Annotated in this window: 20 protein-coding genes; 9 read left to right on the forward strand and 11 right to left on the reverse strand. The window is 36.2% G+C overall.

Annotated features, from left to right (window positions below; genetic code table 11):
• Window positions 1-4 precede the first annotated feature (4 nt).
• The 4 genes from HYG79_RS15560 to HYG79_RS15575 form a co-directional block, all read right to left on the reverse strand.
• Window positions 5-1,003 carry an SDR family oxidoreductase gene (locus tag HYG79_RS15560; protein ID WP_179242985.1) on the reverse strand — a complete coding sequence of 333 codons (999 nt, stop codon included), beginning with the start codon at window positions 1,001-1,003 and terminating at the stop codon, window positions 5-7.
• A 171-nt stretch (window positions 1,004-1,174) separates the two neighbouring features.
• Entirely contained in the window at window positions 1,175-2,194 is a 1,020-nt protein-coding gene (locus HYG79_RS15565; RefSeq protein WP_179242986.1) for an NAD-dependent epimerase, read from the reverse strand.
• Window positions 2,195-2,540: 346 nt separating this feature from the next.
• Window positions 2,541-6,326 (reverse strand): glycosyltransferase family 2 protein, encoded by a 3,786-nt coding sequence (locus tag HYG79_RS15570; RefSeq protein WP_179242987.1) that lies wholly within the window; start codon window positions 6,324-6,326, stop codon window positions 2,541-2,543.
• A 9-nt stretch (window positions 6,327-6,335) separates the two neighbouring features.
• The gene (locus HYG79_RS15575; protein WP_179242988.1) at window positions 6,336-7,535 is read right to left on the reverse strand and encodes a cellulase family glycosylhydrolase; all 1,200 of its coding nucleotides are present in this window, start codon (window positions 7,533-7,535) and stop codon (window positions 6,336-6,338) included.
• An 840-nt stretch (window positions 7,536-8,375) separates the two neighbouring features.
• On the opposite strand from HYG79_RS15575, the gene HYG79_RS15580 reads away from it, so the two are divergent.
• From HYG79_RS15580 to HYG79_RS15605, 6 genes are all read left to right on the forward strand, one after another.
• Window positions 8,376-9,404, forward strand: coding sequence for an MBOAT family O-acyltransferase (locus HYG79_RS15580; RefSeq protein WP_228027887.1), 1,029 nt, complete (start codon window positions 8,376-8,378; stop codon window positions 9,402-9,404).
• 1 nt (window position 9,405) lies between these two features.
• Complete coding sequence (locus HYG79_RS15585; RefSeq protein ID WP_179242990.1) at window positions 9,406-10,359, forward strand: hypothetical protein; 954 nt, start codon at window positions 9,406-9,408, stop codon at window positions 10,357-10,359.
• Between the two features lie 162 nt (window positions 10,360-10,521).
• Window positions 10,522-11,655 carry a DegT/DnrJ/EryC1/StrS family aminotransferase gene (locus HYG79_RS15590; RefSeq protein ID WP_179242991.1) on the forward strand — a complete coding sequence of 378 codons (1,134 nt, stop codon included), beginning with the start codon at window positions 10,522-10,524 and terminating at the stop codon, window positions 11,653-11,655.
• A complete protein-coding gene (locus HYG79_RS15595) occupies window positions 11,652-13,595 on the forward strand; it encodes a polysaccharide biosynthesis protein (protein WP_179242992.1) in 1,944 nt (647 codons plus the stop codon). The genes HYG79_RS15590 and HYG79_RS15595 overlap by 4 nt, the downstream gene beginning before the upstream one ends.
• A 5-nt stretch (window positions 13,596-13,600) precedes the next feature.
• Complete coding sequence (locus HYG79_RS15600) at window positions 13,601-14,374, forward strand: polysaccharide biosynthesis/export family protein (protein WP_179242993.1); 774 nt, start codon at window positions 13,601-13,603, stop codon at window positions 14,372-14,374.
• 24 nt (window positions 14,375-14,398) lie between these two features.
• Window positions 14,399-16,780: a GumC family protein gene (locus tag HYG79_RS15605; protein ID WP_179242994.1), complete on the forward strand. Its 2,382-nt coding sequence runs from the start codon at window positions 14,399-14,401 to the stop codon at window positions 16,778-16,780.
• 7 nt (window positions 16,781-16,787) lie between these two features.
• Here the strand turns inward: HYG79_RS15605 and HYG79_RS15610 are convergent, their stop codons facing one another.
• Both HYG79_RS15610 and mnmE read right to left on the reverse strand, forming a co-directional pair.
• Window positions 16,788-17,528: a tyrosine-protein phosphatase gene (locus tag HYG79_RS15610; protein ID WP_179242995.1), complete on the reverse strand. Its 741-nt coding sequence runs from the start codon at window positions 17,526-17,528 to the stop codon at window positions 16,788-16,790.
• Window positions 17,529-17,837: 309 nt separating this feature from the next.
• A complete protein-coding gene (gene mnmE / locus HYG79_RS15615; protein ID WP_179242996.1) occupies window positions 17,838-19,226 on the reverse strand; it encodes a tRNA uridine-5-carboxymethylaminomethyl(34) synthesis GTPase MnmE in 1,389 nt (462 codons plus the stop codon).
• Between the two features lie 92 nt (window positions 19,227-19,318).
• Between mnmE and HYG79_RS15620 the strand changes: the two genes are divergently transcribed.
• Window positions 19,319-19,681 carry a DUF4870 domain-containing protein gene (locus tag HYG79_RS15620; RefSeq protein ID WP_179242997.1) on the forward strand — a complete coding sequence of 121 codons (363 nt, stop codon included), beginning with the start codon at window positions 19,319-19,321 and terminating at the stop codon, window positions 19,679-19,681.
• Between the two features lie 64 nt (window positions 19,682-19,745).
• On the opposite strand, the gene dnaN is transcribed toward HYG79_RS15620, so the two are convergent.
• The 5 genes from dnaN to HYG79_RS15645 form a co-directional block, all read right to left on the reverse strand.
• Window positions 19,746-20,864, reverse strand: a complete 1,119-nt coding sequence (gene dnaN, locus HYG79_RS15625; RefSeq protein WP_179242998.1) for a DNA polymerase III subunit beta — start codon at window positions 20,862-20,864, stop codon at window positions 19,746-19,748.
• Between the two features lie 139 nt (window positions 20,865-21,003).
• Window positions 21,004-22,674 carry a gliding motility-associated ABC transporter substrate-binding protein GldG gene (gene gldG / locus HYG79_RS15630; RefSeq protein ID WP_179242999.1) on the reverse strand — a complete coding sequence of 557 codons (1,671 nt, stop codon included), beginning with the start codon at window positions 22,672-22,674 and terminating at the stop codon, window positions 21,004-21,006.
• Window positions 22,674-23,405 carry a gliding motility-associated ABC transporter permease subunit GldF gene (gldF, locus tag HYG79_RS15635; protein ID WP_179243000.1) on the reverse strand — a complete coding sequence of 244 codons (732 nt, stop codon included), beginning with the start codon at window positions 23,403-23,405 and terminating at the stop codon, window positions 22,674-22,676. Before gldF ends, gldG begins: the two co-directional genes overlap by 1 nt.
• A 28-nt stretch (window positions 23,406-23,433) precedes the next feature.
• On the reverse strand, window positions 23,434-23,721 hold the full coding sequence (locus tag HYG79_RS15640; protein WP_394367003.1) for a putative quinol monooxygenase: 288 nt from the start codon (window positions 23,719-23,721) through the stop codon (window positions 23,434-23,436).
• Window positions 23,718-24,548, reverse strand: a complete 831-nt coding sequence (locus HYG79_RS15645; protein ID WP_179243002.1) for an SAM hydrolase/SAM-dependent halogenase family protein — start codon at window positions 24,546-24,548, stop codon at window positions 23,718-23,720. Before HYG79_RS15645 ends, HYG79_RS15640 begins: the two co-directional genes overlap by 4 nt.
• A gap of 128 nt (window positions 24,549-24,676) precedes the next feature.
• On the opposite strand from HYG79_RS15645, the gene HYG79_RS15650 reads away from it, so the two are divergent.
• On the forward strand, window positions 24,677-25,636 hold the full coding sequence (locus tag HYG79_RS15650; RefSeq protein ID WP_179243003.1) for a PhoH family protein: 960 nt from the start codon (window positions 24,677-24,679) through the stop codon (window positions 25,634-25,636).
• Window positions 25,637-25,672: 36 nt separating this feature from the next.
• Window positions 25,673-26,623 (forward strand): phosphoribosylaminoimidazolesuccinocarboxamide synthase, encoded by a 951-nt coding sequence (locus HYG79_RS15655; RefSeq protein WP_179243004.1) that lies wholly within the window; start codon window positions 25,673-25,675, stop codon window positions 26,621-26,623.
• Window positions 26,624-26,659: the final 36 nt, after the last annotated feature.

Consider the following 26,659-nt stretch of genomic DNA (forward strand, 5'->3'; position numbering starts at 1 on the left):
TTTTTTACTTTAAATTTTCCCAATACCAATTTACGGCTTCTTTCAAACCTGATTTTATATCAAACTTCGGGTCATATCCTAGTATGTTTTTTGCCTTCTCTATCGATGCTAAAGAGTGGGGGACATCCCCTTGTCTACTTGGCCCGTATTTTACTTCTACATCGGCTATTTTAGGATCAAAATTTGACAGGTATTTTTTTAACAGTTCAACAAGTTCGTTTAAATCGGTTCGTTCCCCATATGCGACATTATACACCGTGTTGGTCGCTTCTGGATTTTTGGAAACAATGGCACGTACGTTCATTTCAATTACATTGTCTATATATGTAAAATCCCTAGAAAATGTACCATCCCCATTTATAACAGGAGATTCATACTTCATTAGTTGCATCACAAATTTTGGGATAACGGCGGCATACGCTCCATTTGGATCCTGTTTGCGCCCAAAAACATTAAAATATCTGAGCCCTACGGTTTCCAAACCGTAGGTTTTACTAAAAATATCGGCATAAAGCTCATTTACATATTTGGTTATTGCATATGGCGATAATGGCTTACCAATGGTATCCTCTACCTTTGGCAAGTTCTTTGAATCCCCGTATGTTGAAGAACTTGCAGCGTATATAAATCGCTGTATCTTGGCATCACGTGCCGCTACAAGCATGTTCAAGAAACCGGAAACATTCACTTGATTACTGGTAATTGGATCATTTATTGACCGTGGTACAGAACCCAAAGCAGCTTGATGCAGAACATAATCAATATTTTCACAAGCTTGATGACAATCATTTAAGTTTCTAATGTCACCTTCAACCAATTTAAAATTTGAATTCGATAAAAGATGATCAATATTGTCCTTTTTGCCTGTCGCAAAATTATCGAGACATACGACTTTGTTGTTATTTTTCAATAAAGCCTCGCAGAGATTGGATCCTATAAAACCAGCCCCACCGGTAACTAAAATGTTCTTTTCAGGACTAAGGTTTAACGTGTCTATGTTCATAGTATGAATTTTCAAGCGCAAAGATGTGGAAAACATCTTAGAAAACAGTAGATTTTTACTTTAAGTAACCCTTATTATCGTTGAAACTAAGCAATTGAATTTCAATTTTAATAATTTACACGTTATTGAATAGGTTTTGGTTGCTCTTCGCTGCTAATCAATGGCTTATTGCTATTGATTCATGAAATAATGATTTTTGTACCAATCAACAAATTTTTTGACACCTTCGGTAATATCGGTATTTGGCCTATAACCGTAATCCTTTACCAAATCATCTACATTTGCCCATGTTTTTTTTACATCGCCTGGTTGCATTGGCATCAATATTTTTTGTGCTTTTGCACCCAAGTTTTCTTCAATGGCTTCAATAAAGTCCAATAATTTGACAGATTTGTTGTTACCTACATTATAGATTTTGTACAAGTCTTTTTCTCTTGGTTTTTTTTGAAGTATCTCAAGTATTACATTGTTTACATCTTCTATATATGTGAAGTCCCTTTCTAGATTACCGTCATTGAATACTTTGATCGGTTTGTTTTGCATTATAGCTTGGGTAAATAGGAAAAGTGCCATATCTGGGCGGCCCCATGGACCATAAACCGTAAAAAATCGTAAACCTGTTGTGGGTATATTGTACAAATGACTGTAAGTATAGGCCATAAGCTCATTACTTTTTTTCGTGGCCGCATATAAACTAATGGGGTTGTCCACATTGTCCGATGTTTCAAAAGGAATTTTCTCGTTCATACCGTAAACGCTTGAACTACTAGCATACACAAGATGTTTGATCGTATATTTTTTACTGCATTCCAATATGTTCAAAAAACCAACGATATTACTGTCAATATAAGCTTCTGGATGTTCCAGACTATAACGCACCCCAGCTTGGGCCGCCAGGTTACATACGATATCAAATTGTTCATTTTCGAAAAGCCCGGGCAGTGCATCTTTATCTTCAAGATTTAACCGAATAAATTTGAAGTTATCGTATATGCTACTTGTTGCTATGGTTCCGAATGATTCTACATTTTTTTGCTCTATTCCCAATTGGGTTAGTCTATCGTATTTGAGCTCTACGTTGTAGTAGTCGTTGATATTGTCTAAACCTACTACATCATGACCATTTATCAAACAGTTGTGGCATACATGATAACCAATAAAACCAGCAGCGCCTGTTACTAGAATTTTCAATTGTATTGTTTTTGCAAAGATGCGAAATCATTTTTTAATCTTTTTATTATACACCTTAAGGTATATGGGATTCAAGAAGAGTTTCCCTTTTGTTTTGATATTCAAATACCTTTAATAAAATTGTTGCGTATTTTAAAAGAATAAGATGTTGACATGTTGGTTAGATTGCTTTTGAGAAACGAAAAATAGCACTTCTACATGGCTCAGCAGAACTATCGAGAACAATTTGATTATAATTTCCATTCTGGATGCGTATTTTTATTCATTTCAATCTTAAAATTCACTCGAATTGACTGAATTTACTTAAAATACCAATGAGTTCTAATAATTGAAGCGATATATCCATTCAAGGTTTTAAAAGCGGTGTATTCAATATGGTTTTTGCCGAGGTCAAAACACCATTGCTTTTATAAGTAAGCATTAATTTATAGTTATGATAATTATCGGGGATTTTAATTTGAATCTGAGGACCATATCCCATTTTTTTTGAGGCTAACGGATTTCCATAAGAATCGGTTTTGATTAATGACCACTCCATTTTGCTATCAGGTGTGGTATTTGGAAATCTTATCCATCTATCGTCCTTTAGGAGCAATGCATGATATACATATAATGTCTCTACATTGAGTAATGTAGATGGAGGGAGTATGCGTATTTTTGGCGTAACACTCGAGAGTTCTTGATTTTGTAGTTTTGCCCTTACCAAGTCATACGTATATTTTTTTCTACCTTCTTTGTCTAACAGGCCATCAAAAGATAATTTATGACTTTCCCATTGATCTTGCCAATTTCGTATTATAAATTTATTTGACAATGTTTTTGTCTCTAGGTAATCCGACCCTAGAATATCACCTATATAGAATTGACTTAAAATATTCTTATGGTTTTTAGCTACGTAATTAAGGTTATTGGTATTGGAAACGATAAGAGAAAACATATCTATTGGGATATCATTATCCCTTACGATTCCCACAATTTTTTTCGTGTGCTTAGAAGTCTTTACATCAAGGGACAACACTCTATCGGCATCAATTTCCTTTAGATCTACAGCCAATTTTTTTATCCAATCTATATATGCTATTTTTTGTAAATCTTGAATCGGAGGATTTAAATTATCATTGAATTTGTCCCATAAATCGTTTCCTATGTTCCATGCAATTATATTTGATTGGGATTTTAATTTCGTTACTTTTTTAAGTATTTTCTTTTTATGGCTTTCGAGTTTTACGGAGTCTGACACGAAATCTAAATCACTGGGAATCCAGAAGCTGTAAATGATATTCAATTTATTTTTCTCCGAATATTTTAAAACGTTTTGGTCATAAACACTCAACCCTTCGTACCTGAGTGTATTGAAACCAACACTTTGTATTAGCTCAAAATCTTTTTCTAACTGGTCTTTGTCCAATACAAAATGATTGTTTTTCCAGTTTTGGCCCTTTTTGTATCGAACCCCTTTCATTGTAAAATTAAAATGTATGGGACTATATTTTTTTGATGATTTTGATATGGGCCATGTATAATTTTGAGGTTGTAAAATATATTTTGGGAGTGAGTGATTCAATGCCGTATCGATAACAGATAATTTTTCAAATGTCCAATCCAAGCTGCCGTTTTGATGATAAACTGTTTTGGGAATATTATCATCAACATTACTATTGAATAGTATGATCGATTTAATTTCAGGAAAATCTTTTTTTATGGTGCGTATTGCTTTTTTTGACCAACTCGCTTGGTCGCCTCCCAGTTTTAGCGACCCAAACTCGGTAAGCATTACCGGTTTTTTGGGAAGGTTTTTAAATTTCTCGTGAAAGGGCTTGTATAAATCCTCAAATTCATACCATTTACCATCAGAATTGTATGTACCATAATTTAAGGCGGTAACACCGATCCAGTCTACATAATCTGAGCCCGGAAAATAGTTTTCAACAGCATTAGGTTTCCAAGGGTTCCAAACCCAAACCACATTGTTTCCTTTTATTGAACCAAACAGGGAATGAATATGCTTCCAAGCTTTTATGAATTCTGACGAGGTATTATCGCCACTAGGGGACCAGGGGTAGAACGGGTTGTCAAATTCATGCGCAAATCTCAGGAATACCGGGCGTTTATAACTTTTTAGTTGTTTGGCGATTTTCAGGATATATGCATCATAGATACCTTCTTTAATCCGCTTAAAAATTTTTCGCTCTTTTTCTTCGGGGCCCAACCCGTTGTTGAAAGTAAAATCACTGGCCCAAGGTTCCCATGTTATAAGTGGTATGCTATTGTTTTTATAAATTTTTTCAATCAAATTTTTCGGATATGGGTTTTTCTGTTCATCTCCCCAAGCTAAATAAACAGAAATAATATCAAACGACATATTATTTTTGTTTTCCAGCTTTTCAATAGCTTCAATATTTGATAACCCACCATGACTTGTTGGCTGAAAAATCCCCAAATAATTGTTGGCTGTTATATATTTGCTTGTTGATTCAATGGTATCCCATTTGTTATTTTCAAGTTTTATTAACGAAAAAAACGATATTACAATAAATAACATCAACAAGGGCAGTGCAAGTGGCCGTATCAAACTGAATATTTTATAGGAAACCTCTCTTTTTTTGCTCTTTATCCTTACAAAAAAAGAAATTGCCGAAGTTTTCAATCTGTTCCTTATGAACCGATTATCATTAGTTTTACTGGTTGCCAGATATAAACTAAAAAACATGAATGCGGTATTGATTACAGCAAAGCCGGACATCATCAACGAAAATGGGGTCAAGTCCACACTCAAACCATAGATGACAGAAAATATAGATAGGATACCTATAACTAAATTTGGAATGGCAATTTTAAGATTGGTCGAATTTTCGCCGTCTTTAGGAGTAGGTAGATAAGGTATTTTTTTCTTGATTATGGTATAAATAAAACCAAGAAGGTAAACCCACCAGGTAGCAATCTGCAATAGGCCACCCATAAGATGAAACCCTCTTTCCTCTTTTTCTATAACCCACTTTTGAATATATGCTCTTATCAACAAGGTGCTGGCACTCATGGGTAGTATTATATATATGAAAAAAAGAATGTTACCGCTCCATGGGGTTTTGGACAATAGCAGGGAAAGAATGGGGATTAAAAAATTTATCAGTGTAGTTAAACCCACCAAATAGTGCAATGGCAATAAGCCGTAGTGAAATTTTTGCCGTAAGGTAAAATTCTTGAACAGTTTTGGGTAAACGTAAAACAATAGATCAAAAGTTCCTCTGGCCCATTTTAGTTGTTGTTTAAAAAAAGATGTAAGACTAGAGGGTGCCAGGCCTTTGGCCAAGACCAATGGTACGTAGACAGATTCCCACCCTTTGGCATGTAGTAGCATAGAAGTATGCATATCCTCGGACAACCCAGGTGCATGACCCCCGATACTATCCAGAGCTGCTCTTCTGAATGTACAATTGGCCCCTATGGCATTTGTTGTCCCATATGAGTTCATTGACATCATCATGGGCCCATAAAACTGAAAAGTCTGTTCAGCGGCACCCTTGGCAACAAGGGTCTCCCTTATATTGTAATACGATTGTACAATTTGGACAAAACCGATTTTTTCATTTTCAAAATGGGGTATTATGGGGTCTAAAAAGTTGGGCAAAGGTACATGGTCGGGGTCTAATATGACACAAATTTCACCGGTCGCCTGTTTTAGGGCATTGTTTATATTTCCTGCTTTGGCATTTATTCTATTGGTTCTTGTAACATGTTTTACCCCTAACTTTTTACAGACCTCAATAAGATATGGGTCATTGGCTTCGTCACATAGATAGGTTGTATGCGGGTAGGTAATTTTTTGGATGGCCTCCAGGGTTTCAATAATCATGTCATAAGGTTCTCCGGGAAAATAAGTTGTCAAAATATCAACAGAGAATTCTTTTGTGGATTTTGGGGTTTGAGGTTTTGAAATATCTAGATAATGATACCATATATACAGCTTTCTGAGTACACTATAGCTTATGGTAACTACAAGTGGGTAGTACAAAAATGGATACCCTTTGTACTCGGGCCTGAAAAACCAAAAAAGAAAATTAGCGGTACATAATACCCCGATAGTGATTAGTAAGCGTATGGTGAATTTTTCCTTTTTTGTTGGGGGCATCATAGTCTTAGGCTATTTATCATCTGATGTTTTTAAAACATAAAATGGAGTGTTCGCTGTTGAAAAACTTCCTTTTTTATCTATGACTTTAACAAAAATCCGATAAGGGCCCTCTTTGGAGGGCGTTTTAAAAATTGCTTTGTCCCTCAATGATTTTAAGATGACGTTTTCTTCAACTGCTGGCTTTTTTTCAATATCCCATTCTTTGTAATACCAAGCTTCTGGATATATTTCCCATTTAAAAACAAGTGATGTATCTATAGTACTGTTGAACAACAATTTTGATTCTAAAGTGTCATTAGAGGTAAAAATCAATTGGTCTTGAGACCCCTTGTCATCTACCAGCATATATTTGATCTGAGGAACGGAATCATTCGAAACCGGTGTATTTTTCCAAATACTTTTCAAACTATAATATGCTTGGGATTTCCTTCCTTTTTCATCAAAAATGTTAAACCATGTATGGGTTCTTTCCTGTTTTTGACCCCAATAAAAGACAACACTCCCCAAACCGTCTTCGTTTGATTTCAAATGATCGGTAAATCTCTCTTTATATTGCTCTCCTTTTTTTGTGCTTGTAGGTTCAATCGGTGACTGCCATATGGTCTTTTTTTCCTCCCAAGGCCCATTATTTCCCCATTCGCTATAATAATGAGGTATTTGCCTTCTTGTGTAGGTAAAAACTTCTGACAACAAAGGCTTTACATCTGCAATGCTTCCAAATACATTATAGCCTATGACATCTATATGTGGTGAATGCAAGTGTATGCTCAATGTTTGTTTTCTTGAGGCCGCATTGATAGAAGTACTTATCAAGTGGTCCGGATCCTCTTTATGTATGATATCTATCAAGTCGTTATACGTTTTTATGAAATCGTTTTTAAAGATCGTAAACGGATATTCAACTTCGTTTCCCAAGTTCCAAAATAACAAAGCAGGGTAGTTTTTATACCGTTTAACGAATGCACCTACCCATTTTTTCAACTCTTTGTTATTTTGGGAATTACTGTAATAATTATAATTTTTATTATATCTGGGAACGGGTATGTCAACTATTACTGAAATTCCCAACTTTTCGGCTTTTATAAGGGTGGAATCTAGATGTATGGTGTCATATACCCTAAACGTATTTCCTCCTGCTTCAAAAAGTTCATTCAGATGACCTTTGCCAGCGGCTCCTTTGATGGTAAACGGCTTTCCGTCTTTGTGCAAAATGTTTTTGCCATTTATGTTTTTTATATGAACCTTACCTACAAGAGGTTTTGATTTTGGAACGGAAAATATAAGGTGCAGAACAAGAAGAGCTGTTCCAAATATGATTGAGAATATTAGGGGGATTTTATATCTCTTACGCAAATTCTATGTTTTGGGGAAACTTTAAAATACCTGGTATGTAAATCGATATTTATATTTTCCGATACAAATATATAGGTAACGGATAAACTTCTTGATAATTTTGCCTGTAGATTAAAAATTTTGAAACCAGTTTTTATTATCGATTATGACTATTATTTAAATATATCATTGCCAATTAACCTTTAAAACTAATAGATTATAGATAAATGATATCGAAATGATTAAAAATTATCTAGGTTTGTCCGCATAAAGATCGACAAAGATTTTTGAACTCTACGTATGCTTTTTAATTCTTTTGATTTTCTTATTTTCTTTCCGTTGGTTGTCATACTTTATTATACCATAAGGCATTCATACAGATGGCTTTTATTATTGGTGTCGAGCTATTATTTTTATGGAGCATTAGAGCCAAGTCTGATACCATTGTTATGGATTTCTACCTTGACGGATTATTACTGTGGAAAAAAAATATATGGGCAGAAAAAGCAAAAAATCCGGAAAATATTTTTATTCATCAGCCTTACGATTAATATAGGTCTATTGGTCGGGTTTAAATATTTGCACTTCATTACCTCAAGTTTTTTTGAATTAGTTGAATTTTTGGGCTTAAGTACAACCAAACCTCATGTGGCGAATAACTTTGTTTTTTCCAAAATCTTACTTCCCGTGGGTATTAGCTTCTATACCTTTCAAACGATGAGCTATACTATTGATGTATACCGAAAAAAAATCGTTCCAGAAATGCATTTGGGCAAATTTGCACTATTTGTATCATTTTTCCCTCAACTGGTTGCGGGACCCATTGAGCGTGCCAACAGGCTTTTACCTCAATTTTATGAAAAAGTAAAATTCAATGTAAAAAATATAAAGAGGGGGTTAATATTTATGGCCTGGGGTTTTTTTTTGAAAGTTGTCGTAGCAGATAGGTTAGGTATTTATGTTGATGAGGCTTTTTTGAACCCTGCCGATCATTCTGGGATACCTTTGGCATTGGGTGGGTTTTTCTTTGGTTTTCAAATTTATTACGATTTTTCTGCATACACTGCTATTGCAATCGGTTCTGCCAAAGTTTTGGGTATAGACTTGATGCAAAATTTTAATCGGCCTTTCTTTTCAACATCTGCCAATGAGTTTTGGAAAAAATGGCATATATCGCTCATGCAATGGATGCGGGACTACATATACTTGCCCTTACGAAGAAATCTTAAAATGTCTAGGTTGACTTCGGTTTTCATTGTCTTTTTCATTAATGGGCTGTGGCATGGTGCCAATTGGACATTTATAATTTGGAGTTTATTGAACGGATTGTTCTTGGTGGTAGAAATAGCCACCTTACCCTTACGGAATAAAATATTCATGATATTAAAAGTTCCTAATGTAGTGGTTTCGTTTCTCGGATGGGTAATGACCATTGGCTATTTGATTTTTACGCTCATATTTTTCAGAGCTAGTTCTTTAGGCCATGCCTTTTTATATATAAAGAATGTATTTCGTGTAAGAGCCCTTAACCCCAATATAATTGATAATTATCTAGAGGTTTTTATCAGTATTGGTTTCATTGTTTTAGTTCAGCTAATACATTATTTTAAAGGGAACCGTAAAATTTACGAATTGGTAGAAAACAAACACTTTTTGACGAGATGGGCGTTATATTCGGCCTATATATTGATAACAGTTCTTTTTGCCATAAATAGGCAAAACAATTTTATATATTTCCAGTTTTAATATGAAGGGTTTTTTAATAAAGGTTAGTCTGTTTACAGCACTCTTCATAAGTGTTTACTTTTCTTTTTTGTATAAGTTGTCAACGGGTTACGTAGATGGCTATTATTATAAATTTTGTGGGGAAGGAGAAAGTTTGATTATTGGTCTTTCTAGAGCACATGACGGTATTGTTCCAGAAATAATAAATAAAAGCCTAATGGTGAGTGATTTCAATGGGAAAAAGATTTCAAATTTTGCATTTGAAAAATCCCAATCGCCTTTTGGAGAAGTGTATTTAGAGTCAATCAAAAGAAAAATTGGAAATAGTAAAGGGAGAGGCCTATTCATCATATCGGTTACACCTGGTAGTTTTCTTGCTTTAAAGGGCATGACAGATAAGGAAATCGAAAAAAGGGACAAAAAAATAATGATGTTGGGCAAGGTTTCAGATGTCACATCCAATCCTAATTTTTCATATCTAACAAATTGTTATGGGAATCCCCTCTACAATATTTTTTTTAACGATAAGAACAAAATATCCAATAGGATAGTGCATCCCAGCGGTTGGAACGAGTTTAGGATGAAAAGTGAATCTTATAACGTTATGAAATCAGATTTGAAACTATGGAAATCACAAACGTTGGAAGGGTATAAAGCTATATATGAGAAAGAAGCAGTTTCTGAATATCGTATTGCCTCTTTAAAAAAATTGATTCGCTTTTTAAAGAAAAAAGGAGAGGTTGTTCTTGTAAGAATGCCTACTTCAGAAGAAGTCAACGAATTTGAAAACAAAAAATGGGAATTTTTTAATGTTGAAATTGATTCAATGGCAAAAAAAATCGATATCAAGTATTTGGATTATTCCGATAATTTTATGTTCAACACTTATGATGGTTCGCATTTGGTGTCTGAAAGTGCAAAATCTTTTACTGGCTTGTTGGCCGATGATATAAAAAAACACCTTGAAAACGAATGAATTAATAGTCGTTTCAGTATATTTATCGTTAAATTGTAAGTAAACTAAATATAATTTTGTTGTTGTTCAACGATTATTCATATGCTTTGGCGAATTCTCCTTCAAAATCTCACATTTGCATAAAATTAAATTTATTTTTGAGTACCCAAGCCAATATCTTTAATGAAAACACTTACTAATTCTAAAATTTGGTTGTCTTCCCCTCACATGGGAACAAAAGAACAAAAATTTGTTCAAGAAGCCTTTGATACTAATTGGATTGCGCCTCTTGGTCCAAACGTAAACAACTTTGAAAACGCGATAGCGACATACATTGATAATGACGTTAATGTAGCTGCACTCAGTTCTGGTACGGCAGCCATTCATTTAGCTCTTGAATTATTGGATGTTTCACATGGCGATGAGGTTTTATGCCAAAGCTTCACATTTTCCGCTTCTGCCAATCCCATACTATACTTGGGTGCTGTTCCTATTTTTATTGACAGTGAAAAGGATACATGGAATATTTCTCCCGTTTTGTTGGAAAAAGCTATTTTGGATAGAATGGCCAATGGTTCAAAGCCTAAGGCAATTGTAGCAGTACATCTTTATGGCATGCCTTACAAAGTGGACGAGATTAAAAATGTTGCTGATAAATATAGTATACCTGTTGTAGAGGATAGTGCCGAAGCTTTGGGGAGTACTTACAAGAATATCAAATGTAGTAGTTTTGGGGACATAGGTATTTTATCGTTCAATGGTAATAAGATTATAACCACATCGGGTGGGGGTGCTTTGGTGACCAAGGATAAAAAGATAAAGGACAAAGCCGTTTTCTTGGCAACACAAGCAAGGGACGACGCTCCGCATTATCAACATTCTTCGGTTGGGTATAACTATAGGATGAGCAATGTGCTGGCCGGTATAGGTTGCGGTCAAATGCAGGTTTTGGATGATAGGGTTTCTTCACGCAGGGCAAATCATGAGTTCTACAAAAAAGCATTGAAAAATCATAATGAAGTTGAATTTTTAGAAGAACCGGAAGGCTTTTTTTCCAATAGATGGCTTACCTGTATTTTATTGCCTTCATATGACCAGCGCGAAAAACTACGATTATCATTACTGGCGGATAATATAGAATCCCGCCCTTTGTGGAAGCCTATGCATTTACAACCTATCTTTGAAAAATATCCAAGTTTTCTGGATGGTACGTCCAAAGATTTATTCGAGAGGGGGTTGTGTTTGCCCAGTGGGTCCAATTTAACCGAACAGGATTTAGAGAGGATTGTATTGATTCTTAAAACTACTTTATCATGATACAAAATTACCTAACCAATACCGTTTTTAAATATGCTTCAAAATGGGTTGTACTATCAATTGATTTAGTTATAATAGCCGTCGCATTTGCACTTTCTTATTTTATCAGGTTTAACCTTACTTTAGATTTTGAAGTACAGCACTTGTTTATTCAGTTGCCCATTGTAATGGGCATAGCTGCTCTGTCCTTTATAATAACAGGCTCGTACAAGGGTGTTATACGGCACACGGGTGTAAGGGATGTATACAATCTTTTCAATGCAGTGTGTCTGTCCAGTATAATTACAATTTTCCTGGTCATTTTAAACAGGCAATATGGGATGGTCGATAATTTTACCATACCATTATCCATTATCATCATACATAGTTTGATAGGTTTTGTTTTACTTACTGCCTCTCGCTATGTTTTCAAGGGACTCTACTATAATTTTTTGAATACTTTCAAAGCATCCAAAAATGTTTTGATTTATGGAGCAGGGGAGTCAGGTATTCTCACTTATAATGCCATTACCAGCCATTCAAAAAGTAATGTAAAGGTAATTGGTTACGTTGATGGTGACAAGCAAAAAATCGGTAAGCAGATAAATGGGATCAGGGTTTACGGTAAACATGTCCTAAATGAGAGCTTTATCTTAAAAAAAGATATCACAGAGGTAATCTTTTCCATTCAAAACATAGATCATAAGAAACTGCGTTCTCTAGTTGAAAGCCTTGTAGACTATCCTGTTTTGGTTAAAATTGTCCCACCAGTAGAAGATTGGATAAACGGGGAGCTCAAAGCATCGCAGATAAAGCAAATCCAGATAGAAGATTTGTTGGATAGGGCACCCATAAATATCAAAAATTCCAAGATTTCGGGAGAATTGAGGGAAAAAGTCGTTTTGGTAACGGGAGGAGCAGGGTCAATAGGTAGCGAAATTGTCAGACAAATTTGTACTTATAAGTATAAATCCCTGATTGTGATAGATCAAGCAGAATCTGCTTTGTATGATCTACAGCAAGAATTAAAACAAAACGGGTTCCATAATTTCATTCCGATTGTTGGTGACATTCGTGACAAGAATAGGATGGGCAATATTTTTCAGGAATATAGCCCAAATCTCGTTTTTCATGCAGCGGCATACAAGCATGTCCCTTTAATGGAATACAATTCATACGAAGCTATAAAAATCAATGTAGCGGGTACCAAGGTTGTAGCAGATTTATCGGTAACATATGATGTTGATAAATTTGTATTTGTATCTACAGACAAAGCTGTAAATCCCACCAATGTTATGGGAGCAACCAAAAGAATTGCTGAAATGTACATTGGCTGTATGCAGCAAAAAAATAAGACCAAGTTCATAACTACGCGTTTTGGAAATGTATTAGGTTCGAACGGTTCTGTAATACCGCTTTTCAAAAAACAGATTGAAAAGGGAGGACCTTTGACCGTGACCCACAAAGATGTTACTCGGTATTTTATGACCATACCTGAAGCCTCACAATTGGTTTTGGAAGCTGGGGCAATGGGGAAAGGTGGCGAGATATTCATTTTCGACATGGGCGAGTCTGTACGTATATTTGATTTGGCCAAAAACATGATAAAGTTATCGGGTCTTCAATATCCTGATGAAATGGATATTAAGATAACCGGCTTGAGGCCGGGCGAAAAGCTATATGAGGAATTATTGGCCAATGGCGAAAATACATTGCCAACTTATCACAAAAAAATAATGATTAGTAAGGTTAGGGAAATGGATTATGAGTCCATTAGATCCAGCATTGATCAACTTTGCGTATCCAATATGTTTTTTGATGGTGGTATTGTAGGTATTATGAAAAAAATAGTTCCCGAGTACATTTCGAAAAACTCTAAACTTTGTGAAATCGATAACAAGAACACCCTTGACCAACAACACAAAGATTTCAATAAAAAATCGGAAACTGTCATAAATTGAAAAATATGCATAAAAGACTAACCAGAAAAGTTTTGATATTGGTATCGTCAATATCAATTCTAACGTCATGTGGCTCTAAAAAAGACATCGTTTATTTTCAGGATTCTTCAAATTTTGAAACTATAATAGACAAAGACAATTTTGTTCCAAAATTTAAGGTAGATGATGAGGTCGCCATTTATGTCTCAACTTTGAATCCTGAGGCAAGCATACCATTCAATTTGTTTAGAAGAGTAGGTGAGAGTGGTGGTGGAGAGGCTAGTCAGGTCAATTATTTAATAGACGAAAAAGGTGAAATAGATTTTCCGGTCATTGGAAAAATTAAGATTGTAGGTCTTTCACCTGAAGAGGTAAGAGTATTGCTTCAGAAAAAATTATCCGATTATCTCAAAGACCCGATTATTAATATCAGACTCAGAAACTTTACAGTGACCATTTTGGGCGAGGTTAACAATCCTGGAACTTTTCCTGTTTTTGGTGAGCAAGTCACCATTTTAGAGGCGTTGGGTCTTGCAGGAGATATTTCAATACAGGGTAAAAGAGACAATGTTTTGGTAATAAGGGATTTTAATGGGACCAAGGTTTACAACAGAATAGATTTAAGAAGTAAAAATGCCATGAGTTCTCCTGTTTTTTACCTTACCCAAAATGATGTAGTCTACGTTGAGCCAAATAGTTCTAGAATCGGTCAATCCACAATAGACCCCAGAGTTGGCCTATACGTGTCAGTTATCGGGGCTATTGCAACAATTACAACAATAATCCTCACAAATAACTAAAAACGTAACGTCTACTTTTTTAATATGGATATAAACACATCAGGTTTATCAAACCAAACAACTGTAGATTATAAAGAAATAGTAAAAAAATATACACGTTATTGGCCTTGGTTTGTTTTTTCGGCATTATTGTTTTTGATGCTAATATTCGTGTACATGAGGTATGATGTACCTTTATATTCAGCACAAGCAAGTATTAAAATAACAAATAAGGGCTCATCTGAATTAAATGTATTTAAGGACCTGGAAGTTTTATCTGGAGATAGTGGAGATCCTATCGAAGATGAGGTTTTAAGTTTTAAATCAAGGTCAAATTTAATTGAAGTTGCTAAACGGCTTCAGCTCAACGTAAAGGTCTTGGCCATTGGTGACATAAAGAATTCCGAAATTTATGGCGACCTACCATTTAAAATAAATTTTATAGAATCAGATTCGGTTATACGAAATGCCAATTTTGACTTTTACATACAACCAAAAACAAACACGACCTTTGCTTTTTCTCTACAAAAAGATTCTCCATCTAAAAAATTCGATTTTGGAGAGGACATTTCTACAAAAATCGGGGATATTATCATTACCCCGAATTTTAAGGATATTTCCAATTTTAGAAATAAGGAATTTAAGGTCGAGGTACGCCCTATAAATACAGTAGCTCAATATTATCAAAGAAGTATCAGTATAGCACCCGAACAAAAGGGAGCCAGTGTATTAAATATTTATTTGTACGATCCAGTGCTTAAAAAAGCGCAAGACATAATCAATGAGCTGATAAAAGTTTATAATGAGAATGAAATCAACGATAAAAGAAATATTGCAAACAGAACCTCACAGTTTATAGAAGATCGAATCAGCAACATTTATTCCGATCTCTCGTCAGTGGACCAAAATGCCGAAGAATTCAAATCTAATAGGGGACTTACCGATATATCATCGCAAGCTAGCTTAAATTTGAATTCAGGGGCACTAAGTGAACAAGAACTTCAAAATACGCAGATACAGCTACAGATCGCTTCATCAATGAAGGACATCGTTGAAAATTCCGATGGTTTTGAAGTACTTCCATCAAATATAGGCCTATCAGACCAATCAATAGCCACTACTACGGCAAGGTATAACGAGTTGGCGCTGGAAAGAAAAAAACTTCTTGAGAGTTCTAACGATAAAAACCCCATCATAGTAAACATAGATGAACAGCTTTCAAATTTGAAACAAAATATGCAGTCGAGTTTAGGTAGCATGACGAATAATCTAAACCTGCAAGCGAATAGTTTGAGCAAAAGATTGTCCACTATCAACTCTCGACTGTACTCTGCACCAAAGAATGAAAGAAAATTAAGGGATATTACCAGAAAGCAAGAAACCACGGAAGCCCTTTATTTATATCTTTTGCAGAAACGTGAGGAGGCACAAATAGCGTTTGCTTCCTCTGAGCCAAATTTTAAAGTTATTGATTGGGCCTACAGCTTATCCAGCAGTCCAATAGGACCAAATAAAAGGATAATGTATTTGGCCGCTATTTTTGTAGGGCTATTGATCCCATTTATGATATTGTATGTACGAGATTTACTTGATACCAAAATCCATAATAAAAGGGATTTGGAAAAAATAGTTGATATTATTCCGGTCTTAGGAGAGCTTCCCAAATTGGGCAGAAAAGAGAAAAAATTGATCCATACCCAGGATAGAAGCATTTTGGCAGAATCCCTTAGAATTTTAAGAACCAATTTAGACTATCTTTTAAAGACCAATAGTTCCTCTGAGAATGGAAACGTCATATTTGTGACCTCAAGTGTCTCCGGTGAGGGAAAAACTTTTGTTTCCTCTAATTTGACCATGACCTTGGCGAGTACCGATAAAAAAGTTCTTTTGATAGGCGCAGACATACGAAACCCAAAGTTGTATACCTTTTTCTCAGGAAAAGATGTTGATAAATTGGGAACAAAAATAAGGGATAATAAAGACGGACTTTCAGAATATTTGTTCAATGATGATTTGGGTATAAAGGATGTAATAAATCCAATACTGGCCCACGATACAACAATAGATGTTATTTATTCAGGGAAGATTCCGCCTAATCCCGCCGAGCTGTTGATGAGTGATAGGTTTGAAGAGCTTTTTAAGGATGTGTCAAAAAAATATGACTATATAGTTGTAGATACCGCACCTATGCTAGTGGTTACCGATACTTTGTTGATAAGTAAATACGCAGACCAAATTTTATACATAACTAAAGCGGGAATGACCGAGAAAAAGGTTTTGGAATATCCACTAAAACTCAAAAACGATAAGAAAATCAAAAACCTCTCTTTCGTTGTCAATAACGTAAAACAATTGGATTTAGGTTACGGCGGCAAATATGGCTATGGCTATGGAAAGACTCTTAAAAAGTGGTGGAAGTTCACTTGATTTGAATTTAAAAAAAATTATCAATAGTTCTCTCGATAACGGGTATCAGTGTTTTCATTTTTGTGTTGGATACTTTTACCTCTTTTAAATTTCGTAGTTGATTCATGTTATGCACATCGGAAGCTACATAATCAATCAATCTTTCGTCCAAGAGCCTAAAAGCCGCTTTTTGAACGTCTTTCCCATAAAAATCGGTCAACGATAATAAGTTTAACTGAAATAAGATTCCTTTCTCCTTATAATTTCCATACTTAGAAAAAGTATCATGAAGGTAGATGTAACGCTCAGGGTGTGCTAAAATAGGAAAAAACCTTTCCGAAGCGACTGCGGCTACGGCGCCATTAAAATTTATCGATGCCTGTAGATAAGACATTTCTATCAACAAATAATTTTTGCGCATGGGCATTATCTTGCCATTTTTTAAAATGTTTTCAAAGTTGTCGTCTATCATATGTTCGGCAGATACCTCAATCGACACTTCCTTGAGATTACTATCTAACAACCCGTCCTTTAAAGAATTATACGAACTTAATATCGTCTCGGGTGTATTGGGATAATAATTATTCATAATATGGGGTGTGCAAATGAACTTTTTTACCCCAATTTCGGAAAAACCCTTTATCAATTGAATGGAATCATCTATTGTTTTGGCCCCATCGTCTATTCCTGGCAGAATATGGTTATGGATGTCGACAAAACCCTTAAGATAGTCTACTAAAAATTTTTTTTTGATAAAAAAATCGAACATGGGCAAGGGGGAAATGTTATTTTAAAGACAAAGTTAAGACAATATGATGTATAATTTTTTTGAACTTTTAAATACTTTACCTGATTGGTTCAATAATAGTAAAACATGATGTTTTTAATTATGATGCTTACAACGCCCCCCCCTTTTTAATTTTTGGCATGTGGTTGTGTACATCATGAATATGTTTACATCGTTGATGTGCTTTGTAAACATAAAAGCATCCGAGGTTTACAGTATGATGTTTGATTTAGGTTAAAGCATTGAACTCAACAAAAACGTTTGAACTGCGATGTAATCGGATAATTTGGATTACTTACCGATACAAAAATTAGCGAAGATATTGCCTAGAAGATCATCTGATGAAATTTCTCCTGTAATCTCCCCGAAATGATACAAAGCTTGGCGAATATCAATAGCCAATAAGTCACCCGAAACTTCGTTTTTTAGACCAAATTGTACTTTTTTAATCTCTTTCAACGCTTTTAAAAGTGAGTCATAATGCCTGGTATTGGTCACTATGGTCTCATTGCTCTTCAAGGCACCCGTATTCACAAATTCTAACAATTTGTGTTTTAGTCCATCAATTCCAATACCATTTTTAGCTGATAGAAAATGTAAGTTTTCAACAGTATCTTTTAGCTGATCAATACTGTTTTCGTCAAGATTATCTATTTTATTCGCTATGGTAATCAAGGGTTTTTGAGGATATCTGTTTTTGATTTTTTCGATTTCCGTTTTCAAGGATTTACTTTGCGCACTAAAATCTTTGGCATCGAACATATAGATAACCACTTGCGACTTGTCTATTTTCTCAAAAGTACGCTGTATGCCCATACCTTCAACAACATCGGTCGTTTCACGAATACCGGCTGTATCGATAAAGCGAAACCCTATGCCACCGATCGCAATTTCGTCTTCGATGGTGTCCCTAGTCGTACCTGCAATTTCCGATACCAGAGCTCTATCCTCATTTAAAAGTGCGTTCAATAATGTTGATTTCCCTACATTGGGCTCACCTACAATAGCTACGGGAATACCGTTTTTGATGACGTTTCCTATGGCAAACGAATCTATCAACCGTTTCAGGACCAGTTCAATTCGTGAAAGAAGTTTAGTGAACTCATTTCTATTGGCGAACTCTACGTCTTCCTCCGAAAAATCCAGTTCAAGTTCTATCAACGAAGCAAAATCCATCAATTCTTGACGCAATTGTTTTATTTCGCTACTAAAACCGCCTCGCATTTGTTGCATAGCTATTTGATGATTGGCGGCATTATCACTCGCAATAAGGTCGGCAACGGCTTCCGCTTGGCTCAAATCAAGTTTGCCGTTTAAAAATGCACGCAAGGTAAATTCCCCGGCATCGGCCATGCGACAGCCCTTTCTCAAGAATAATTGAATAATCTCTTGTTGAATATATATAGAACCATGGCACGATATCTCGATAACGTCTTCCCCTGTATATGAACGGGGATTTTTAAAAATGGATACCAAGACTTCATCCAAAACCGAGTTCCCATCCATAATATGTCCCAAGTGGATGGTATGGGTTTTTTGCCCATGCAATACTTTCCCGGAAACCGACCTAAACTGTTTAGATGCTATACTGATCGCATCCTCTCCTGAAATTCGGATAACGGCAATAGCGCCCGCCCCAGAAGGTGTGGCCAAAGCGATGATAGTATCTGTTTGATTCATATTGGCAAAAATACAAATTCATTTAGGTTTGTAACATTTTGGGCAAAAACGATACTTATTACTTGTAGTAACCCTTTAATTCAATCAAAAAAATGGAAATCATCAATCAAAAGGTTTTACGAAAAGACAATCAATTATTGGCCATCACACATTTGACCCAACTTTTAAGCTATGTTACCGGTTGTGGAGGGTTCATTGTACCACTTGCACTTTGGTTAACGTCAAAAGACACTGTAGAGGGTATGGACGAACACGGAAAATCTATCATTAATTTTCAATTGAGCTTGCTCTTGTACATTGTTCTTTGTGTTCCGGGCATACTTTTATTCGGTTTGGGAATTTTGGGCTTGATTGCCGTTGGTACAATAGGTTTTGTTTTGCCTATAGTGAATGCAATACGTGCATCTAACGGGGAGTCTCCCAGTTATTTTTTAACGATTCGTTTTATTTCGTAGCGGATAAAATAAAAAATCCGGCCATGTGCCGGATTTTTATAAATAAATGATATAAACACCAGTTCTAGTTGTTGAGCATTACGGGCATTACGAGCATGGTAACATTTTCTCCTTCATCAAGCCCATCGGTAGGGGTAAGGATACCTGCCCTGTTGGGCAAGCTCATTTCCAAGGAAACTTCATCTGAAGTAAGATTGTTCAACATTTCAACCAAAAAACGGGAATTGAAACCTATCTGCATATCGTCCCCTTGGTAAGAACATGTCAAACGTTCTTCGGCTTTGTTGCTATAATCAATATCCTCTGCCGAAATATTAAGCTCTGCACCTGCAATCTTTAGCCTGATTTGATGGGTTGTTTTATTGGAAAATATGGACACACGCCTTACAGAGCTCAATAACTGATTTCTGGATATGGTTAACTTGTTAGGGTTTTCTTTTGGGATAACGGCCTCGTAATTGGGGTATTTACCATCAATTAACCTACATACCAATTCCGTATTCTCAAAACTGAATTTTGCATTACTGTCATTATACTCGATAACAACATCTGACTCGCTTCCGGCCAAAATCCCTTTTAATAGGTTCAACGGTTTTTTGGGCATTATAAATTCCGCAACTTGCGATGCTGTTATGTCCTCTCTTTTATATTTGACCAGTTTGTGTGCATCGGTAGCCACAAAAGTTAGGTTTTCCGTAGAAAACTGAAAAAAAACACCACTCATTACAGGTCGTAAATCATCATTTCCTGCCGCAAAAATAGTCTTATTGATTGCCGTGGCCAATACGTCCCCCAGAATGGTCGTTGAGCTGGGGTTTGATAATTCTACCGCTTTGGGAAATTCGGCTCCATCTGCATAGGCCAAAGCATATTTACCGTGATTTGAACTTATTTCGACCGTATTGTTGTCCTCGACAATAAAAGTCAAAGGCTGCTCCGGAAATGTCTTTAAAGTCTCCAATAATAACTTTGCCGGTACCGCTATGGTGCCCTCATGGTCAGAATCTACCGTGATTACCGTGCTCATGGTAGTTTCCAAATCCGATGCCGAGACTAAAAGTCTGTTTTTTTGGAGGTCAAACAAGAAGTTATCTAGAATAGGGAGTGTATTACTGTTATTGATGACACCGCCTAGCACTTGTAACTGTTTTAATAAATAGGTACTGGATACTATAAATTTCATTCGTTGTTCTTTAGTGTAAGATACTCTTCAATCCAAAAAAATAAGGGTACGAACGCTTTCTGTTACGTTATGTTGTACTCTTTCAATCCAAACAAAGATATTTTAAATGTCCATTTTAAGGAAACAAACTTATCAACACTTATTTACTGTATTTTTTCTTTCTTATGTAATTGAAAGCAAGTCCAAAAAGAACTGTTAGTACTAGTGGAAGCCCAATATTGACGAGCTGCCATTTGGTTTTTTGGTTTTCAATTTTTTTAGTATCCAATAAGGGGATGGCCACCCGTTTGTTCCTTATGTTTATAAGTCCGGTATCGTCCAAAAGATAATTGATGCTATTCATGAGGAATTCCTTATTGCCAAAGAAGTTGTTGGTCCATTTATCATATCCGAGTTCCAAAGGCTGTCCGTTCTTTATTTGATTTTTGATAACGTCCCCGTCCGCAACGACCAGCATTTTGTTTTCTATTGAGCTTTCTTCCTTGACTCCTTTAAGCTGTACGGGTTTTATTCGATTTTTGAACGCCGAAACAAAACGCCCTTCGATAAGAACCGCCAAGGGTTTGTTACCATTGGTATAACTCTCTTTTTTTGGTGGTATGTTTATAATATCCAAACTTATTTTTGTGGGTATGCCAACAGTTTTGGATAGTGGCGAGCTTGAATATAAAACAGTTTTGTCGTACGTGTTTGGCAAGGTGTCTATGCTATTGGCGAACTGCATGCGTAATGCTTCTAGGTTATTGTTGATAGGATGGTCGTTTTTGGAAAATACCATGGGGTTAAAATACCATGGCAATGGGTTGAATTGGGAGTCGTTCCCTTCTCCCGAGGCCAGAACGATTTGCGTAAAATACATATCGTTTACCAAGACCGGATTTATACGCACACCATATTTAAAAAAGAAATCGTCGAGGTTTAAATCTCGTTGAATGGCCAAATTGCTACCGGTTTCATTAAAAAGGCTATCCAGTTCCATAGCCACTTTATCTATTAACCAAATGGATTTTCCTCCGTTCATTATATATTGGTCCAGAACATATTTTTCATCATCGGTAAACCGTTCGGTAGGTTTGGCTATTAGGGCCAAGTCATAATTTTTAAGCTGATCAAGCACTTTTTGTGGAGATGAGGCTACTGAATCCATAGTAATCGCCCCGATATTATAGTATTCCCGTATTGAGGAAAGATAATCGGCCAAATAGATATCATCCAATTCTCCGTTACCTTTTATGACCGCCACACTTTTTTTATCAACGAGTTTTAACTTACTGAAAGCGTCGGCAAACCCATATTCCAAATGTTGAACCGAATTGTTGATACGCTCTTCCTGGGAAGCCCCCAACGTATTTTTTAAAAGTGATACTTTTACGGTCTTTTCGCCATAATTGACCATCGCCCACGGAAACACGATTTCTTGTGAAACCTTCCCGTTCTCTTCTACCGTAACATTTGCGGGTTTAAGGCCTATACGCTGTAGTTGTGCAAAAACGGCATCGGTATCTTCAACATTGGCCAGGGGATCGAGAAAATTAAATTTTATGTTTTTGTTCTTCGACGCAAACTCTGCTAACAACTGTTGGGTCTCTATTTTGAGTTTAACAAATTCAGAGGGTAGGTTGCCATCTAACAGCACATCGATTATAACAGGCTTTTCAAAATCTAAAACCGAATTTACGCCCGGTTCAGATAATGTATATCTTTTGTCCTCGGTCAAGTCTAGCCGGTCATAAAACAAATTCCCTAGTACATTCAGGAGTATTAAAACGGCCAGTGCCTTGGCGGTAGACAATAGGGTGTCCTTTTTCATTACCTGTTCCTGTTTTTGAGCTGTATTACGGTTAAAAAAAGAAAGAAGAGCGTCATACTAAAGAAATATACGATATCGCGGGTATCTATGACACCAAGGGCTATACTGTCAAAATGTGATTTCATACCTAATTTTTGGACATTTTGTGCATGTTCGCCATTGGATAAAAAACTCGAAATACCTTCAAGGCCATAATACATAAAAAAACATAGGGCCATGCCCCATATAAAGGCCACGATTTGATTTTCGGTAAAAGTAGATGCAAATATTCCGATAGCCGTGTAATTGGCGACCAAGAAAACTAGACCAAAATAAGACCCTATGACCATTCCCATATCCAAATTCCCAACGGTGGTTCCCAACTCGGAAATACTGAATACATATAAGAACGTAGGGGCAATGGCAATAATGGCCAAGGTGAGAGTACCCAAAAACTTTCCCAACACCGTTTGCCAAATAGCAATTGGCTTTATGAATAACAACTCTAGAGTTCCCATTTTTAGTTCTTCGGAAAAACTTTTCATGGTAATGGCGGGAACAAGAAACAAAAATATCCAAGGTGCCATAAGAAAGAAATTCCCCATGTCGGCAAAGCCATGGTCAAAGATGTTGAATTCACCTTTAAAGACCCAAAGAAACAAGCCATTAAGCACTAAAAAAAGCCCAATGACCAAATATCCTATAGTAGAGGTGAAGAACGAATTGATTTCTCTCTTGAATATAGCTATCATTAACTTTAATTTACACTGTATTGATCAATTATAATTTCTCTAGGCTCCATGCTTCGGGGGGTGTGGCAAACAAAACTTTGGTCTGTGACCAAACTGATTTAAAAAAATCGGAATGTCTGTATTGTTCCAAATAATTCTCATTTTCCCAATAGCTGTAAGTGAAAAATATTTCAGGTTTTATCTTATCTTGATATAGCTCTAAAAAAGTGCAACCGTCAAAACTGGCTATGCTTTCTTTATTTTTCTCGAAAATTTGCCTAAAACTAGTGATATTTTCGGTTTTAAATGTCATTTTTACAATCCTTACCACCATCATAAAAAATTAATGGTTATGGTATCCCTATAGTCCAACCCTAGAAGTGTCGAAGCGCCTCCTACGGTATTCAGGTCACTCTTATAAATGGCCAACTCAATATATTCGGCAGAATTAAAAAGGGCCAATAGATCCCCAGGGCCTTTACGTTGATTTTTTTCGAGGTTAAAATTGATAATATCACTGTATTTATAATGAATCTCATTAATTTTTTTGGACCGGGCCTGCAACTCGAACCTTCTACCCTTACGATATGCTTCGAACAGGCTTTTTTGTATGTTGGTCACAACATTGCCATAGTTGTCTATATATATCACGCTACCCACAATTGCATTGCCACCGTCGGTTATGCGAGGGGCAAACTCCTTGATATCCTTTAATTTGTCAAAAGGCTTGCCGACAACTTCTAGGGTGCCACCACGTGAAATATGGCAAGCTACTTGTACAAAAACATTCAGCACGGGAAAAGAACCAAATTGTGGATTGGGAATGTTTATCTCCACAACCTTTTCCGGTTTTATTTCAGAAGTTATCAAACAAATAACCCCATTATTGGCAATGATAAAATAATGACCATCTACCAGAACGGCTATATGCTCGTTTTCGGGAGAAGGTTCGGAATCTACTCCCACAATATGAATGGTGCCTTCGGGAAATGCCTTATATGAATTTTTAAGGATATAGGCACATTCCTGAATATTGAACGGACTTATGGAATGGGAAATATCAACAATCTTCGCATCTTCCAGCTCTGTGTAAATGGTACCCTTTATAGCTCCTACAAAATGGTCTTTATGCCCAAAATCAGTAGTTAAAGTTATTATTGCCATGCAGGACTGTTGATATGTTTTTGGTTAGGTAAATTGATTTTTTACTTATGTTTGTTTAACAAAATTACACAAAAAAAAGGCGAATAAGAGCATATCCCATTGCCATAAATCTTTAATACAATTATTCTTTGAACGAACTCATATTAGAACTTACCGAAATTAGCCCAAGAGACTTTTTTGGGCAGCAGAACGCTAACATTGATGTACTAAAAAAATATTTTCCCAAACTTAAGATTGTTGCCCGCGGCAGCAAGATAAAAGTATATGGTGATGATGAACTCCTAGAAGAGTTTAGTAAGCGGTTCAATATGCTAACGGCCCATTTTGTCAAGTATAACAAACTGGATGAAAATGTAATCGAACGGGTATTGACGAGCGATACACAGGAAGACTATCAATCTAGCGAAAAGAGTGGGGAAGTATTGGTACATGGTGTGAGCGGAAGATTGATAAAAGCGCAGACCGCCAACCAACGCAAATTGGTCGATGCGGCAAAGAACAACGATATGGTATTCGCCATTGGCCCTGCAGGAACCGGAAAAACATATACAGGCGTTGCGTTGGCCGTTAAAGCATTGAAAGAAAAACAGGTGAAACGCATTATATTGACCAGACCTGCGGTAGAAGCAGGGGAAAACTTGGGTTTTTTGCCCGGGGATTTAAAGGAAAAACTGGATCCTTACATGCAGCCCTTGTATGATGCACTCCGTGATATGATCGCTGCGGAAAAATTAGCACATTACATAGAGAATGGCACAATACAGATAGCCCCAATGGCCTTTATGCGGGGTAGAACATTGGATAATGCTTTTGTGATTTTGGACGAAGCACAAAATACCACGCACGCGCAAATGAAAATGTTCCTTACCCGTATGGGGAAAAACGCTAAGTTTTTAATTACGGGAGACCCTGGGCAGATAGACTTGCCAAGGCGTGTCATTTCTGGGCTTAAAGAAGTCTTATTGATTCTAAAAAACGTTGAAGGCATCGAGATGATTTATTTGGACGATAAGGATGTGATAAGACATAAACTGGTCAAAAAAGTAATAGATGCCTATAAAGATATAGAGCACCAAAACTCCATGTAAACAATTACATTGCAAAAATAAAAAGCCCGCAGAGGTATGTCAAACACAATAATCGATACCGATTTTAATTTCCCAGGTCAGGTAAGCGTATATAAGGGTAAGGTCAGGGAAGTGTATGCTCTGGAGAACGATGTTCTTGTCATGATCGCTACGGATAGGCTATCCGCTTTTGACGTAATAATGCCCAAAGGCATACCGTATAAAGGCCAAATTTTGAACCAAATAGCAACCAAAATGATGGCTGCGACCGCAGATATTGTTCCCAATTGGTTGACTGCTACTCCAGACCCTAACGTTGCGATAGGCCATGCATGCGAACCCTTCAAAGTTGAAATGGTGATTAGGGGGTACATGTCCGGTCATGCTGCAAGAGAATATGCATCGGGAAAGCGTATGTTGTGTGGAGTGCCCATGCCCGATGGAATGAGGGAAAACGATAAATTTCCACAACCTATTATAACGCCGGCTACCAAAGCGGATAAAGGTGATCACGATGAGGATATTTCACGTGAGGATATCTTAAAAAGAGGTATTGTCTCCCAAGAAGACTATTTTGTTTTGGAGCAATATACCAAAGCATTGTTTCAAAGAGGTACACAGATTGCTGCAGAACGTGGTCTTATTTTGGTTGATACCAAATATGAATTTGGGAAGACCAGAGATGGGAGAATCGTACTCATCGATGAAATTCATACACCGGATTCTTCTAGATATTTTTATGCGGATGGCTATGAAGAAAGACAAGATAGGGGTGAAGCCCAAAAACAATTATCCAAAGAATTTGTACGTCAATGGCTTATTAATCATGGTTTTCAAGGTTTGGAAGGTCAAACTGTTCCCAATATGAGCGAAGCATATATTAAAACGGTATCGGATAGGTATATTGAACTCTATGAAAATATAATGGGTGAAGCCTTCATAAGGGCAGAAATCTCAAATATTCAAGAACGTATAAGAAACAATGTTTTGGATTATTTGAAACATTGATTTTTTTTTGAATATTTTGTCCCATAAAAAAGACCG

Origin of the sequence: Costertonia aggregata (assembly GCF_013402795.1) — a bacterium.
Taxonomy (GTDB): Bacteria; Bacteroidota; Bacteroidia; order Flavobacteriales; family Flavobacteriaceae; genus Costertonia; species Costertonia aggregata.